Annotated in this window: 13 protein-coding genes; 9 read left to right on the top strand and 4 right to left on the bottom strand. The window is 43.1% G+C overall.

Annotation, left to right across the window (positions count from 1 at the left end; translation table 11 throughout):
- Positions 1-105: 105 nt before the first annotated feature.
- Positions 106-1491, top strand: a complete 1386-nt coding sequence (locus ACWATR_RS34870) for an aromatic ring-hydroxylating dioxygenase subunit alpha (protein WP_460343361.1) — start codon at positions 106-108, stop codon at positions 1489-1491.
- A 60-nt stretch (positions 1492-1551) separates the two neighbouring features.
- Complete coding sequence (gene pyrC / locus ACWATR_RS34865) at positions 1552-2580, top strand: dihydroorotase (protein ID WP_460343358.1); 1029 nt, start codon at positions 1552-1554, stop codon at positions 2578-2580.
- 71 nt (positions 2581-2651) lie between these two features.
- Here pyrC and ACWATR_RS34860 read toward each other — a convergent pair whose 3' ends face one another.
- Positions 2652-2900, bottom strand: coding sequence for a hypothetical protein (locus tag ACWATR_RS34860; RefSeq protein WP_460343355.1), 249 nt, complete (start codon positions 2898-2900; stop codon positions 2652-2654).
- Between the two features lie 75 nt (positions 2901-2975).
- Here ACWATR_RS34860 and ACWATR_RS34855 point away from each other — a divergent pair, with 75 nt between their 5' ends.
- The 4 genes from ACWATR_RS34855 to ACWATR_RS34840 all read left to right on the top strand — a co-directional run bounded on the left by ACWATR_RS34855 (position 2976) and on the right by ACWATR_RS34840 (position 6078).
- Positions 2976-3482, top strand: coding sequence for a DUF1993 domain-containing protein (locus ACWATR_RS34855; RefSeq protein ID WP_460343352.1), 507 nt, complete (start codon positions 2976-2978; stop codon positions 3480-3482).
- A 379-nt stretch (positions 3483-3861) separates the two neighbouring features.
- Positions 3862-4248: a hypothetical protein gene (locus tag ACWATR_RS34850; protein WP_460343349.1), complete on the top strand. Its 387-nt coding sequence runs from the start codon at positions 3862-3864 to the stop codon at positions 4246-4248.
- Between the two features lie 297 nt (positions 4249-4545).
- Positions 4546-5454, top strand: coding sequence for a macrolide 2'-phosphotransferase (locus ACWATR_RS34845; protein WP_460343346.1), 909 nt, complete (start codon positions 4546-4548; stop codon positions 5452-5454).
- A gap of 198 nt (positions 5455-5652) precedes the next feature.
- Entirely contained in the window at positions 5653-6078 is a 426-nt protein-coding gene (locus ACWATR_RS34840; protein WP_460343343.1) for a GFA family protein, read from the top strand.
- A gap of 793 nt (positions 6079-6871) precedes the next feature.
- Here the strand turns inward: ACWATR_RS34840 and ACWATR_RS34835 are convergent.
- Complete coding sequence (locus ACWATR_RS34835; RefSeq protein WP_460343340.1) at positions 6872-7693, bottom strand: hypothetical protein; 822 nt, start codon at positions 7691-7693, stop codon at positions 6872-6874.
- 75 nt (positions 7694-7768) lie between these two features.
- On the opposite strand from ACWATR_RS34835, the gene ACWATR_RS34830 reads away from it, so the two are divergent.
- From ACWATR_RS34830 to ACWATR_RS34820, 3 genes are all read left to right on the top strand, one after another.
- The gene (locus tag ACWATR_RS34830; RefSeq protein WP_460343337.1) at positions 7769-7984 is read left to right on the top strand and encodes a hypothetical protein; all 216 of its coding nucleotides are present in this window, start codon (positions 7769-7771) and stop codon (positions 7982-7984) included.
- Between the two features lie 767 nt (positions 7985-8751).
- Positions 8752-9030, top strand: coding sequence for a helix-turn-helix domain-containing protein (locus ACWATR_RS34825; RefSeq protein WP_460343334.1), 279 nt, complete (start codon positions 8752-8754; stop codon positions 9028-9030).
- Positions 9031-9042: 12 nt separating this feature from the next.
- Complete coding sequence (locus tag ACWATR_RS34820; RefSeq protein ID WP_460343331.1) at positions 9043-12918, top strand: ATP-binding protein; 3876 nt, start codon at positions 9043-9045, stop codon at positions 12916-12918.
- A gap of 704 nt (positions 12919-13622) precedes the next feature.
- Here ACWATR_RS34820 and ACWATR_RS34815 read toward each other — a convergent pair.
- Both ACWATR_RS34815 and ACWATR_RS34810 read right to left on the bottom strand, forming a co-directional pair.
- Complete coding sequence (locus ACWATR_RS34815; RefSeq protein ID WP_460343328.1) at positions 13623-14942, bottom strand: patatin-like phospholipase family protein; 1320 nt, start codon at positions 14940-14942, stop codon at positions 13623-13625.
- Between the two features lie 329 nt (positions 14943-15271).
- A partial coding sequence (locus tag ACWATR_RS34810) for a hypothetical protein (protein ID WP_460343325.1) occupies positions 15272-15526 on the bottom strand: 255 nt, incomplete at its 5' end.

The following is a 15526-nucleotide window of genomic DNA, read 5'->3' as shown; positions in this document are numbered from 1 at the left end:
TAAGTTGATTTTATCCTTTAAACTACACATTAAAGGCTGTAATGCTGATTCTTTCTTTACAAGATTGCCACCCTAATTAAAAAGTTGAATACATTAATTAATTTGATGATAACTAACTTCTCCTGGACTAAACAGTGGTATCCAATAACTCCCGTCAGCTATCTAGAACCCTCTCATCCGACTCCCATCACTTTGCTTGGAAGAAAGCTAGTAATCTGGAGAGACAAACATCAAAATTGGGTAGTAATGGATGATACTTGCCCCCATAAATTGGCGCAATTATCTTTAGGAAGTATCAATGAAAATGGAAACCTAATGTGTCGTCATCATGGTTGGTGTTTTGATGGGGCAGGGAAATGTACAAATATTCCCATGTTGAGTGATGAAAAGGCTTTAATAACTGCTTGTAATAGCGAGCGTTCACAAGTAACAACATACCCTACTCAAGTGCTACAAGGATTATTATGGATCTGGGCAGATAATAGTCCTACTGCTTTTGAAGATAGTGCTTCAAAGCAACCTGCCCTGATGCCAGAATCTCAACTTGATAGCTCTTTAAGCGATTGGTTTATGTCAGAAGTTCCTGTTGATTATATTATCTCTGTTGAAAGTAGTTTTGATCCTTCTCACGCCCAATTTTTGCATGAAGGAATTGCTGGATTTTCTCCAGACAGAGCCATCCCAATACAATATTTTGGAGTAATGGGAGAAATATCTGCTGATGACGGTTTTACTTTAAAGCATTCTGGTTACAATATTTTTAACAAAGATATGGATGCAACTCGGAAGTTTACTCCACCTTGTTCTAATACAACAATCTACAAATATTCTAGCGGTAAATCCGCTTTATTTCAGTTATATTTTATACCTAGTAAACCTGGTTATTGTAAACAGATTGGTAAATTTATTGCTGATGACCTTCCACAAAAACGTAATTTCTGGTTTGAGCTTCTGCCCAAATATTTACAAACTGGGTTAAAACATTCATCTAGTTATAAGTTGAGTAACCAAGATTTATCAATGATGCACTCCCAAGCTGTTAACGAATCTGTGGAAAATATAACTTGGCAAAAGTCATATTTTATGCCATCAGTAGCTGACGTTGGCATCGTTACTTTTCGGAAATGGCTAGATGAGTTTGCCGGTGGTAAACCTGTATGGCAGGGAGTAGCAGAAGCACCTTTTCAGGAATTAAATGATGAGCAATTATATGATCTCTGGCACAGACATACAAAACATTGCCCTAGTTGTCGGCAATCTCTAGTTTTGATAGATAAAGTCCAAAATTTTTGTCAAAATTTGACGCTTGGATTGACGATTTTAGCGTTGCTACTAATCGTAATTAATCTTCCTATAAACACAGTTGTTATACCAGTTTTATTTGGCATATTAAGTTTAATTTTTAACTATAAATTAGATTTAATTCGAGAGCGCTTTCTCAGTAGTATTCCCAAAAAAGGTTTACCCGTGGTTGAATTATATGAAAATTAACATCAAATACTTTCACCCCAGACAGATTCATTTTTTGCGTAATTAAATAAAAGAATAAGGATGCAAAAGCTTACCATCACCCGACCTGACGATTGGCATCTGCATCTGCGCGACGGTGCAGCACTGAAAGCGGTTCTCCCCTACACGGTGCGTCAGTTTGCCCGCGCGATCATCATGCCGAACTTGAAGCCCCCTATCCGCTCGGTGGCAGATGCGGCTTGCTATCGCGATCGCATCCTCGCCGCCATTCCAGAAGGCCAACAGTTTGAGCCATTGATGACGCTCTACCTCACCGACAACACCAGCCCCGACGACATTCTCCGGGCGAAAGAATCTCAGTTTATCAAAGCGGTCAAGTACTACCCAGCAGGTGCAACGACCAACTCAGACTCCGGTGTGACGGATATTCAAAAGCGTGATCGCGTCTTTGAAGCAATGCAGCAGGTGGACATGCCGTTATTACTGCACGGGGAAGTGACCGATAATGATGTTGATACGTTCGATCGCGAGAAGGTGTTTATCGAGCGACATTTAATCCCTCTCAAGCAGCGATTTCCCAACCTACGGGTGGTGCTTGAGCATATCACCACCTCCGATGCGGTGCAGTATGTCCTGTCTGCCAACACCATCGCAGCAACAATTACGCCACAACATTTGTTGTTTAACCGTAATGCCCTGTTCAAAGGCGGCCTTTGCCCCCATTTTTATTGCCTGCCCATTTTGAAACGGGAGGAGCATCGTCAGGCTTTGTTGCAAGCGGCAACATCGCTTAATCCGAAGTTTTTTCTAGGTACCGATAGCGCTCCCCATACCCGCACCAGTAAAGAAAGTTCCTGTGGCTGTGCGGGATGCTTTTCAGCTCTGCACGCCCTTGAGTTGTATGCCGAAGCATTTGAAAGCGTGAAAGCCCTGGATAAACTGGAGGCGTTCGCTAGCTTCTATGGCCCAGATTTTTATCAACTGCCGCGTAATACCGAGCGAATTACCTTGTCCAAAACGACTTGGCGCATTCCTGATGAAGTTCCATTTATGGAATCTGGGCTTGTACCTTTGGGGGCGGGACAGGAAATGACATGGCAAATGGTATGACATATTTGCTCAACTGGTGACAGATGCGCCCCAGTGGATGGTGTGAGAAAGTTGGGTATAGAAAGCGATCGCTAAAAGGTCAGTTCCTCCCAAGCAAAAAGAACTAACCGCTTCTCCATCTCATCCAACACATACTGCCGACTGTAACGCCGACCCGACGCACCCACTTCCCAAAATGTGGCTTCCGTCATCTGCTCAAAGTCGGCACGTTTCGTCCCCAATTCTGGGCGATGAAAAATCGGCTCCCGTTGTATAAGTTCGTTCAAAACATTTAGTATCTTTGGATCTGTGACTAAATCCGGTTCCATATTCTTTGACACAACATCACAGTCAATACCCCCTAATATTAGATGGGGCGGCTGAAAGTCCTTTGAACTTTTTCTGGAGAAATCTCAATGACCATTTCAATGTACCAAACTTTAATACCCGTGTCTATTCGCGCACTGAATAATCTTACAAACATTCTTGAAAAAGGTGCTGCTTATGCGGAAACTAAAAAAATAGATCCTTCTGTGTTTATAAATAGTCGTCTATCCCCAGATATGTTTCCGTTATCAAAACAAGTGCAAATTGCCTCTGATATAGTAAATAGAGGTGCTGCACGGTTAGCAGGAATAGAACCACCTAAATTCGAGGACAATGAAACTACTTTTCCTCAACTTATTGACCGCATTCAAAAAACTATTTCTCATTTAAATACGTTTAAACCCGAGCAAATTGACGGTTCAGAAGAGAGAGAAATTACTCTACAGATGCGTGACAACACTCTCTCTTTTCAAGGAATGCCATTTCTCCTATATTTTGTTTTACCAAATCTTTATTTCCATGTCACAACAGCCTATGACATTCTTAGGCACTGCGGTGTCGAACTTGGCAAAGGAGACTTTCTTGGTCAGCCTTAATCAGAGCAATATCTAACGTCATCATTGCTATTCGGTATTGCATGAAATTCTCTACTCTCTTTGAGGACGTTTGAAAAGTATGTTTTGTATCAAAAGTAACGTAGCCAACCCAGAGCAACGAAAAACTAGGATTCTTCCTTTTACTTTGTGACGCTCAGAATGGCGAACTGTAACTATCTTGAGCTTTTCAAACATCCTCACCAATTAGACAGCCAGGGTCTGCAAAGGCGATTTGATAAAGAATTTTTAAGAAATTAACATATTTCAGAAAAGGAAAGACGTAATGCAGAAGTAATCTTCAAATGGCTAGCATCTGTAATGTACTTCATCCATGTCGAAACCTAATTATTAGTTTTTCAATTTTTTGGAGTAGAGGATAATGTTGAAATTCACCTGTTTGATGATTGTCGGGGCAGTATTGTCGATCAGTACGCCCGTTGTGGCTGAAAGTCCTGCGGTTAATAGTCGTGCAGTTAATATCAGTATTGGCAGTATTGGTGGTTCCTTAGATAATGCTGCTTTGCGAACAGTTCGCCAGATTATCGGGTTTGCAGTCGGCACTAGCACCGTCGATAAATTCATTGTATATAGTCCCAAGACTGGATCTCCTGTTCCCATTGAAGGAGGTTTATCTGCTTGTGCTGAAGCTGGCTTCGGGATCAGCAATGCAAGATTTAATGCTTTTATCCAAGAATTGCGTTCAATTAATCCCAAACCAGGGACTTTCTACAATGTTGAACTTACCGCAACCTGCAAACCGAGATAAGAATGTCGTTTGCACTCAAGCGCGTAGGATGGGCTGAGGTAGGAACCCGCATTTCTCACTCTTCTCAAGGCGTTTGATGGAGCAGAAGATAAGTAATGAGTAATGAGTAAAAACTTCTTACTTCTTACTCATTACTTATTACTTCTCCCCGGCACAAATGCAGGCTTTACTTCTTACTCATTAGGTTGACGTATTTCCACCTAATCACCCGTATTGGATGATTAGGCAGAAAGTTTCCTTTTAAACAGTTGTTGTGCAGCAGTATTCAGCATTCTTGATGCGTAGTGGTAAGAAGACATGATTAAAAAGACAAAATCAAAGCAGGAAGTGCTTGAACTAGCCCACAAGCATAATTTGACTATCCAAGAAGACTCACTGCAATTTAATGAATCGGGTCTTGATTTTCAAGTTGTGTTAGCAAGGGACACTAATGGAGAACGCTGGATTTTGCGTCTTCCTCGGCGGGAGGATGTTCTACCGTCGGTAGATAAGGAAAAACGCACGCTGGAACTGATTGCCCCTCTTCTCAATGTGGAAGTGCCACAATGGACTATTTGCACAGATGAACTCATTGTTTACCGGGCATTAAACGGTGTGCCAACAGGCACAATTGACTCTCAAGCAAAAGCTTATGTGTGGGAAATTGATCCAGCAAATCCACCCGACCAGTTTCATAAATCGCTAGCTAAGGGGATTGCCTCTCTTCATCTAGTTAGCATTGAGCAAGCACGCGCAATTGGTCTTCCCATTGAAACCGCTGAAGAAGCACGTGCGGCGATGAAACAGAAGATGGATGCAGTGAAGAATGAGTTTGGTGTTGGTGAAGAGTTGTGGAACCGTTGGCAATCTTGGCTCCAAAAGGATGAGGTTTGGACGAAAGAAACAGTGTTAACTCATGGTGATTTACACGCTGGGCATATTTTGATTGATGCCCAAGTACAGGTAACTGGCTTCATTGACTGGACTGAGGCAGCCGTTACTGACCCAGCCCGTGATTTTGTCGCCCATTACCGCACTTTTGGTGAAGACGCTTTGAATAAGCTGATATCAGCATACGCCTCATCGGGTGGACGTATTTGGTCGAAGATGGCAGAACAAGTGATTGAACTGGCTGCTTCTTATCCCATAGCCATCGCAGAATTTGCGCTCAAGTCAGGCTTAGATGAATATAAACAGATGGCTAGACAATCACTTGGCGTAGGCTAAATCAATATTTTTATGTAATCACCGTTACTTTTGAACAAAATGAATGTTTATGGCGGTTAGATTACCAAGCATCAAAATAGAACACTGAAACGGCTTTCTTAGCTGGTAAGCCTGTAGACTATGTATTGTTGGCATTTCCAGTATTAAATAGGGAAAATGTGACAATTTGAGCGCCTGCATGGAATCGGAGGAAACAATATGTCTAACCTGAGCATTGCAAAAGGTAGTTGCCTGTGTCGAGCAGTAAGCCTTTCCACAGCTAGCATGAGTAAAAATGTGGGGGCGTGTCATTGTGGTATGTGCCGCAATTGGGGCGGAGGGCCTCTGTTAGCTGTTGACTGTAAAAGTGATGTCAGCTTGTCTGGTGAAGAAAATATTGGGCTTTATCAATCGTCACAGTGGGCAGAACGTGGATTCTGTAAGCAGTGTGGTAGCCATCTCTTTTATAGATTAAAACAAAATAACCAGTATTTCGTGCCTGTTGGACTATTCGATAGTTCTGAAGGTCTTATTTTCGATCATCAGGTATTCATTGATGAAAAGCCCAAATATTACTGTTTTGCCAATGAAACTAAGAACCTGACAGGGGACGAGGTATTTGCACAGTTTGCAACTCCTGAATGATTAACAACAGTAGAGTTACTCTTTACCAGTTGAAGCTAGGTAACAGCAATCGCTCCTAACCTTGAGCCGAATGGCACGCTTCTAATCACGATTACCTGACGCAATTGCTACAAGCGCTTTTTGATATGGTGCTTAGTCTCTTTGAGTTGCTGTCTCGTTCACAGAGATGTCGTTAAAATCCCTTTTTCCGCCAACGACCGATCGCACCCAAGAAAATTTAGATCGGGCATTGGTCATTGGTCATTGGTCATTGGTCATTGGTCATTGGTCATTCGGCACTGAGCAAGTTCAACTTTTAAAAACTCAGCGAGGTTTTTAAGATTCCTTTGCGGCGATCGCCACCCATCACCTGATCGCCAAGACCTTTTTTCTTTGAGCCAGAGAACAGGTGAGCCATTAGAAAGGAATGATACACTTGATAAGCTGTAAGCTATGCTCCGTGAACATTACAGGCATTTATGCGATTAATGAGTCAAGGAGTAGGAGCGATCGCTCAAAACCTTAAAACAACAACTCACCCTTCAATATCTTTCCCACTCTTGTAGTTCATCGCTCTGGGTTTCCTCTTTCCTATAGGGACTACTTTCAAGTGCTTGGGAGGTTGAGCCGGACGGCATTTCTCACAATAGAGCGGTCGGACTCCAAAGGTTTCTCCTTCTCAATGAGTTCTGGCTGTGGTAAATAGCAATGTCCGTCTTCGGCTGCTTCACTCAATGCGTGGATAATGCAAGCACAGTATCTCAAGTTATTAGATAATTACTATTTTTTACTACGGTTCTCATTTCAGTGACAATTAGCTACAGGACTGTTCGTCATCTTTTTCCAAGATGGAAATTAATTCAAACACTCGCATATTTTCTCCCGTCCAAACTTTATCTAGTAACCGCAAATTTTCAAGGGTTAAGTCGCTCTCTTTCACTATCGATACATTTGTTTTGCCCAGTGCCATCAACAAATCTTCAAATACAACTAAGCCATTAAACTCCAAGTCTTGAATCTCGGCTGATGCTAACGCTGACAATCGCTCACCACAAATCTCAATCATGAACCAGTCACAAAAATCTTTTTCCAGTAATGGATGACGACCACTGATCCCTTGCATCAGCCATAGACCATAAATACTGGCTGTTGCATCATCTATTGTCGCTAAACGTTTAGCTGCCACCTTCCCAAGATTCTCAAAAAATCGCACACCTAAAGCTTTCTCTAACATTTGCATTGACTTTGGTAGTGCATGAGCTACAACAGAAATTTGGCTACTTTCTAGTTGTTTAGAATGATAATTTTCTAAATATTCATTCGCCTCCTTTGATGCCAACATCCTACCATCTGGGTGTAAGTTGAAATCAACCCCTGGCTTAAAACCTCCTTTAACTAGTTTTTGAGTCATGCTTGTCGATACATCCTTTACGGCTTGCTTATAACTTTCCTCACCTACATATTCTTGCAAGAACCAAACAAAATTTGCATACTCTACTTGCACAAGAGCTTCTTTGAGGATTATTGTCTCATCCTCTAATTGTGCTAAGTTTAGGATTTTTTGAATTTCTTGCAGATTTTGACAAGAGATCGCTTTTATCAACTGCTGTTTTAGGAGTTCATTTTGCGAATTCATTTATCTCAATGCTCAACGGGACTTTAGTGCGTTAACTATTCTACAGTGAGAATTAAATTACGTTGAGACAAATCCGTGTCATCGAGTTCAGCCTTACCCACTTTAGACTTGCAACAAATTCGTGTTGATATAGATTGTAAGTTCCTATTAGCTCAGGCGGTTCATGCTTTTAATATGCAGGAGATTCTTGCCCCGCAGCAAGGAGTATTTGATGTTACACAAGGAGATTCAACCTCTAAAGGACAAAGTGTTTGGAGCAGATTTTTCCTCGGTTTGGGGGAGAGCCTCTGAAGCGATCGCTCGTCACCTGTGACCTGCCGAGCCACTACAGCACCTTAAACAGGTTCAGCTAGCTGCTACCGAGGCTTGGCTTTTCTCTTCTTCTAAAGTAGAGGGGTTTTTAGAGTGTAAGCCGAGGGTGAAGAAGGGGAAAGCCTCAGCAGATCAAATTTATTTCTAGTGCAGAGTAGAGTAGATACTCTCAATAAACCAAAATTACACGGTTGTCGGCTCAAAGCCAAAAAAGCAATCACGTTATATCAATATAATATATTATAGGCAGTAATTACACGTAATGGCTCAAAGAGGTGTAGCGCATCGCGTTCCTTTCGATGCTGTTCTTTAGCTCCACCACCGTAACCGAACAATTCAAATTTTAAAATTCAAAAAGTAAGAAATAATAAGTAATTTTTAATTAATTTAGGGTACAAGCCCCCAATTTTAATTTTTAATTGGAGTGAAGCGAGTGACACATCTTGGATAGAATCAGCTGCTCATTTACTCCCAGCAACTGCATTAAGCCGTTCGTGTTAGCGTCTCCGTTCGCGCTAGCGTCCCGTAGGGAAGGAGAAGGGCTGGGCATTTTATTTATTGGATGTTTTTGCATACAAGGAATCAAACTAGGCAATGTTTAGTGAATGCTAGAATGTTTGTCCTGTTTGCTTTACAGGAAAGCGGATTAATTTTTGCACGATTGCTACTACAACGTCAACATCTGTACCTTTTGATAAATAATGGGTCAAGTGACTTATCATTCTTTAAATAGAAAAGGATTGATTATGGTAGATACATCAAAGTTATATAGCAGTCGTCAGGTTGACGCATCAGCACTAGTGCGTCAACTGAGGCAATTGTTAGGACTAACACAGGAGCAGTTTGCGGCTGAGGTGGGGGTGACACTGGTGACGATCAATCGTTGGGAAAATAATCGAGCCAAGCCACTACCCTTAGCACTCAAGCAAATTAAAGCCAAGCTCAACCAACTGAAAGATTCACCTATTGAAGCCTATCGAACGGGTGCTAAATCCCTACTGCTCGATTACTTTGGCGAAGCGTGACCGGGGGAACAGATGCTGAATTTTCAAACCTTATTTGAATCAATACCGGGATTGTATATCGTCCACTCACTGGACTTTGTGATTGTTGGGGGAAGTGATGCTTACTTTCGGGCGACCAAAACCAAACGAGAAGAGGTCGTTGGTCGCCATTTGTTCGAGGTTTTTCCAGACAATCCTGACGATCCAAATGCTAATGGAGTTCGGAATTTGCGTGCCTCGCTAGAAAGCGTACTCAAGCATCGCCAGCCTCACACAATGGTAGTGCAAAAGTATGACATTCGCCGCCCGGAATCAGAAGGCGGTGGTTTTGAGGAGCGGTATTGGACACCAACCAACTCACCAGTCTTTGATGAAAACGGTGAGATGACACACATTATTCACCGAGTCGAAGATGTCACCGAGTTTGTACGGGTGCAGCAGCAGCGAAATGAACAGTGTCAGTTGAATCAATCACTCCAGACTCGCACCGACCAAATGGAGATGGAAATTTATGCTAGATCGCAGGAGTTACGAGAGGTCAACGAACAACTGCAAGCGGCGAATGAGGCATTGTCAGAACTTGATCGCGCCAAAACTGTTTTTTTCAGCAATATCTCCCATGAGTTTCGCACGCCTTTAACACTGATGTTGAATCCGCTCGAAGACTTGTTACTCGACACTCAAACCCCATTAGCGCCCCAACAGCGCGATAGCCTTGAACTCGTGCAGCACAACGGACTCCGGTTGCTGAAATTAGTTAACACGCTGCTTGATTTTTCGCGACTGGAAGCAGGGCGAATGCAAGCATCCTATGAACCGATTGACTTAGCCGCATTGACAACAGAGCTAGCTAGTATGTTTTGCTCGCTGACCGAACGGGCTGGTCTGGAGTTCGCGATCGACTGTCCGACCTTGCCAGAGGCAATCTATATCGATCGCCAAATGTGGGAGAAAATTGTATTTAATTTATTATCTAATGCCTTTAAGTTTACGTTGACGGGAACCATCACTGTTCGGTTGCAGCCAAATCATAATACTGTTAATTTAATCGTTGAAGATACTGGAATTGGCATTCCAGAAGCTGAAATTTCGCACCTGTTTGAACGGTTTTATCAAGTTAAAGGGTTACAGGGACGAAGTTTTGAAGGCTCTGGAATTGGTTTATCACTCGTGCAAGAGCTAGTGAAGTTGCATGGCGGTACTATCAGCGTTACCAGCGTCTTAGGACGGGGCAGCCGATTTACGGTTTCTATTCCAACTGGGTGCGCGCATTTACCACAAGAACGGTTAAGTGCCTCTGGGACTATGGCATCAAACACATTCAGCGCCACACCATACCTTGAAGAAGCTTCGCGCTGGCTTTTGGAAGAAGCAGGGGGGCAGGGGGGCAGAGGAGATATGGTGAAAGAAGGTAGTGTTGATACAGTGTTTTTACCTTCCGCTCCTTTGATCCTTTCCTCCTTTGCTCCTTCTGCCCGTATTCTCCTGGCAGATGACAACGCCGAGATGCGCCATTATGTGCGGCGATTGTTGAGTCAACGGTATGAGGTTGAGGCAGTCGCCGATGGCATGGCGGCTTTGGCTGCAATCCAGGCACATCGCCCGGATTTGATTCTCAGTGATGTGATGATGCCGGAACTAGATGGGTTTAAGTTGCTACATCAACTGCGGGCTGACCCCCAAACTAGAGAATTGCCCGTGATTTTGCTATCAGCGCGGGCGGGCGAAGAGGCTCGTGTAGAAGGGCTGGCAGCCGGAGCCGATGATTATTTAATCAAACCGTTTTCGGCTCGCGAACTACTGGCTCGTGTTGAGTCAACTTTAAAACTGGTAGACATCCGCAAACAAGCCGAAGCTGTTTTAAGGGAAACCCATGTGCAATTGGAGTCCGCTTTAGCAGCAGGAGCCATTTACACGTGGCGGTGGAAGATTCCTGAGAATCTGGTAATCGTGAATGCAGCCTTTGCTCAATTGTTTGGCGTTGATCCTGTGGAAGCAACGACGGGTTTGCCGATCGAACTATTTGTGCAAGCCATGCACGAAGAAGACCGTCCACGAGTGGTCGCCGCAATTAACCAGGCGATTGAAACCGGGGAAGAATATGTTAGTGAGTACCGCATTTATACGGCAAGAGGCGAGGAGCGCTGGCTTGCCGCACGCGGTCGAGTTGAATATGCTGCTGATGGCAGACCGATTGCTTTTCCTGGAGCATTAGCAGACATCACCGATCGCAAGCAAATTGAAGCGACTTTGAAAGCAAGCAACGAACGGCTGAAGCTGCTTTCAGAAGTTGCCAACGATCTGTTGCTCAACGAAGATCCCAAGGTATTTTTAGCCAGTTTGTTTGAAAAAATTTCGACTTATTTGGGACTGGAAGTTTTCTTTAATTACTTGTTTCAAGAAGACCAGCAGCACCTTAAACTTAATACCTATGGCGGTATCACCGAAGACATTGCTTTAGGAGCTAAATTTTTGGAGTTAGGGCAGGGTGTATGTGGTTATGCGGTACAACATCGCCAGCCAGCTATCGTTGAATATGCGCTCTCAACCACCAATGCACTCGCCCTTCCAGTTCAATCAATCGGTATCAGAGCTTATGCTAGTCATCCGTTAATCGTGGGCAATCGCGTCTTAGGTACACTAGGGCTGGGAACTCGTCAACGCGATCGCTTTACGCCCGACGAACTCGAACTCATGCAAACAGTAGCCAATCAAGTAGCCGCTGCCCTAGAGCGTTCGTGCTTAATTGCACAGTTACAGGCACGAGCCGAAGCTTTAGATCGAAGTAATCGCATTAAAGATGAGTTCTTGGCGGTTCTTTCCCATGAACTGAGAACGCCCATGAATCCAATTCTGGGATGGTCAAAACTGTTGCAGCAAGGAAAGCTGGATGCCCAAAAAACGAATGCTGCGATCGCCACAATTAAGCGCAACGCCCAGCTAATGGTGCAACTCATTGATGACTTACTGGACATTTCTCGGATTCTGAGTGGCAAAATGAGCTTATCAGCCTCATCCATTGACCTCAATGCAGTAATTTGGGCCGCGCTGGAAACAGTTCGGCTAGCCGCAGAAGCCAAGTCAATCCAAATTCAGACGATTGTCTCGCCCATTCTAGGACTGGTAATCGGAGATGCAGGGCGATTGCAGCAAGTCGTGTGGAATCTGCTGTCGAATGCCGTTAAATTTACACATCATAACGGACAAGTCACGATTGCCCTATCTCAAACTGAAAATCATGCTCAAATTCAAATTACCGATACTGGAAAAGGAATTACTGGCGACTTTCTGCCCTACGTGTTTGAGCATTTCCACCAAGAAGATAGCGCAACCACCCGCAAATTTGGCGGACTTGGCTTGGGATTAGCGATCGTGCGCCAAATTGTGGAAATGCATGGCGGAACAGTCACAGTAGACAGTCCTGGTGTTGGACTAGGAGCCACATTCACAGTTAAAATTCCACTTGCTCCTGGGTTAACTCAAGCACCAACCTTGGAGCGATCGCCCGTTCAGGATAGTGATTTGAACGGCATTCACATTTTAGTCGTCGATGATCAAACGGACTCGCGGGACTTCATCGCTTTTGTTTTAGAACAACATAAGGCGATCGTCACGGCTGTTGCATCTGGAACTGAGGCGCTGCAAGCGATCGCTCAATTCATTCCCAACATCATTATTAGTGACATTGGGATGCCACAGATGGATGGCTATATGCTAATGCGCCAAATTCGTACTCTTGGGCTTGAACAAGGCGGACAAATTCCTGCTATTGCCTTAACAGCTTATGCTGGAGAACTCGATCAAAATCTTGCGATCGCCGCCGGATTTCAACATCACCTCGCCAAACCCATCGATCCAGAAGTTTTGGTGGCCATCGTCGTTGAATTAGCCAGAAAACTTACTCATTAGCAGTTCAACAACTCACACTGCTGAATTATTGACTTGTAAGTGGATCTGACTTTGATCGTCAAGTCTTAAAAAGCTTGCTCACAAATGATTCAGAAAAAAACACAGTATATACGCTAGAGTAATTTCAATCCGGTGCTAAAGGTAACAAATCAGGCAATCGCCTCAATGAGCGCCATTCGTCACATATATAGTTGCGTTACACATTTGGGCTATTACGTGTAATTAGAGCCTCAAAATCTTTTCAATTCATCGATCACGCTTACGGTTTGACCTGCGGCTGAATGTTTTACAGTCAGACCTTTGCTTTGATGTTGTTTAAACAGATGTTAAGCGAAGCGCGATCAACAAGATTGTAATCGGGTGAAGCTATATCCCTGGATGTCTTGATTTAACAGGGTACAGCATGAAAGAATTCGGCAAGCGCTCAACAGGCATACGGCGAACTTTCGTGCAATGGCGTGGCCCGCCGCAGACATCCCGGTCATTGTTCAAGCCATGATTGAAAATTAGTTTAATAGAATGATGTTCAAGGAGCGGGGCATCAAAGCATCAAAATTGGGCGACTTCAAGCGATTGACGGTCGCACTCTAAAATTCGGGCTTGGGATTTTCCGCGATCGCACCCAAGAAAATTGTACGCTTGTATATTGGAGGAGTGTAGTAGACCGAATGTACGCTGGTATTTGAGCGTCAAGAAGTTTGATGTTATGCGCCGATCTTTGACAATCCTTTCTCTGTTTGGGGATAAATTACTTCATCCTCAAGGAAACCCTCGAATAAACTGAGATCGAACTGCTCTTTAGCGACTGCTTTACCAACAGCACTTAAGTTATCCTTCTGGTCTACACAGTCCATTTGCTCCAACTTATGGATAAGCTTTTCTATGTCCTCATCAGACTGAATTAGTTTATTTTTTTCATCCTTGAGTTCAAGACCATGTTTCTTGATTAATTGTTTAAATCGCTCTACTGTAAAGGACACTGTAAAACGGCAGTAGGTCAATAATTCCTCATTAGATATTTTGAATGAATCTCCATTCTCTAAGGAATTAGAATTACTTTTAGACTTTTGTTTACTAATTAACTTAATAAGTTGATTTTGCTGTAGATTTGCTTCGGACATTAAGCTACCTACAACATATTCAGCCCATTCAGCATTGTTTTTATTTACTGCTTTACCAGGGGTGATCTTAGCATAACCAAATCCTGCCCCAATTGAAACCAGCAAAAGGTTGTCAGCGCCAGAATCCCAACCTGTACCATAATTGGGGTGAACCGCTTCGAGAAATAATTGAAACGATGAATTATTGTAAGAACCTACACCACCATCAATAAACTCATATTTCGGTATTGATTTTTGAGAAGTATCTTCAAAGGGAAAGGGCGAGAAGAAGGTTGGAGCGGCAGAACTAGACCGCACGATTTTCCAGAGCGGAATATCGGCATTAATATCTAAATGTTTGCTTTTCTTATTAGGAACTCCTTTAACGTTGTTGTTGACAAAGAACCAAGTTTGTCCACGGGTAACATTGTTAGTAACAATCATCAAGTTGGTTTTTAAACTGGAAGATCCTAAAGTTATGTCTCCAAGGGCATTCTTATCCTTTAGTGCCTTTTCTAAATTTTCACCATTATATTTGGTGAGTAACATTTGGCAAACTCTATCCTTATTACCAGACCATTTAATTGCATTACTTATTGAACCAAGTGTCCAATAGCCTGATAAACCAAAGGTTTGTAGGAGTTGATCAAGGTCTTTGTCAGAATAGTTCGCTGGCGAGAAAATTGCTTCACCTTGATCTTGGTAAATCTTTAAAATTTCGCGGGCGGGCATTCCTATCGCTAAAGCTGCGGCTATGATCGAACCGGTACTCGTGCCACTAATGAAGTCGAAATAGTCGGAAAGGCGCTGCCATTTGGAGTTATGGGCTTTGAGTGCGTCTTCCATTTGGACAAGAATTTCAGCAGCAATAATACCGCGAATACCGCCACCATCGATAGAAAGGAGCCTTCTTTTAACTGTCATATTACTTAGTTTCTGATGATACGAAAATGAGATAAGGACAAGACAATCGTTACTCTGCTATTTGACTTATGAACTGAGTGTCGTTCTTGTAAAAGTAAAATCCTGACTGCTTGTCAAACTTCAGTAATTTCCGCATCGAATCTAACATCCCTCTCAAGGGCGATGACGAAATGTTTAATTATATAAAGTAAATATTTGTAAGTTATTTTTTAAAAGTAATCTATATTTTTCAGTCTCTAGGTGGATGCCTTGCCCTAGTTAGCTCCTACCCGTTGCAGCTAGTAAAAAATACTTATATTCTTACGACCGAATCAGGGTTAGAGGCACGGTCAGTGATAAATACAGGTATGCCATTTGTCAAAACAACTGATTTCCATAGGGTTGAGGTTAGCATCAGTTCCAAGCGAGTACAATTTCCCCGTTTTGGGTGCGACACGATGGCGCACGAAGGGTTGGAAGCCCCTATATATAAAGCTTCCAAAAGATGAGCGAGGAACCGATTCCTCCAGTCTGGTGTCCAAGACTGTTCCTAACCTTCCCATGCACCACTGGTAACGGAGGTGTATGAAGCGGAAAGTAAAGCC

The organism is Nostoc sp. UIC 10890, from assembly GCF_054786515.1.
The sequence above is the reverse complement of the archived record's forward strand: the minus strand, read 5'-3'. Positions and strand labels throughout refer to the sequence as shown.

What these genes read in the sequence shown, in the direction of transcription:
- ACWATR_RS34815 (WP_460343328.1), bottom strand. Translation starts at nt 14,942, where the DNA reads ATGACAGTTAAAAGAAGGCTCCTTTCTATCGATGGTGGCGGTATTCGC.
- ACWATR_RS34825 (WP_460343334.1), top strand. Translation starts at nt 8,752, where the DNA reads ATGGTAGATACATCAAAGTTATATAGCAGTCGTCAGGTTGACGCATCA.
- ACWATR_RS34835 (WP_460343340.1), bottom strand. Translation starts at nt 7,693, where the DNA reads ATGAATTCGCAAAATGAACTCCTAAAACAGCAGTTGATAAAAGCGATC.
- ACWATR_RS34820 (WP_460343331.1), top strand. Translation starts at nt 9,043, where the DNA reads ATGCTGAATTTTCAAACCTTATTTGAATCAATACCGGGATTGTATATC.
- ACWATR_RS34850 (WP_460343349.1), top strand. Translation starts at nt 3,862, where the DNA reads ATGTTGAAATTCACCTGTTTGATGATTGTCGGGGCAGTATTGTCGATC.
- ACWATR_RS34845 (WP_460343346.1), top strand. Translation starts at nt 4,546, where the DNA reads ATGATTAAAAAGACAAAATCAAAGCAGGAAGTGCTTGAACTAGCCCAC.
- ACWATR_RS34855 (WP_460343352.1), top strand. Translation starts at nt 2,976, where the DNA reads ATGACCATTTCAATGTACCAAACTTTAATACCCGTGTCTATTCGCGCA.
- ACWATR_RS34840 (WP_460343343.1), top strand. Translation starts at nt 5,653, where the DNA reads ATGTCTAACCTGAGCATTGCAAAAGGTAGTTGCCTGTGTCGAGCAGTA.
- ACWATR_RS34870 (WP_460343361.1), top strand. Translation starts at nt 106, where the DNA reads ATGATAACTAACTTCTCCTGGACTAAACAGTGGTATCCAATAACTCCC.
- pyrC (WP_460343358.1), top strand. Translation starts at nt 1,552, where the DNA reads ATGCAAAAGCTTACCATCACCCGACCTGACGATTGGCATCTGCATCTG.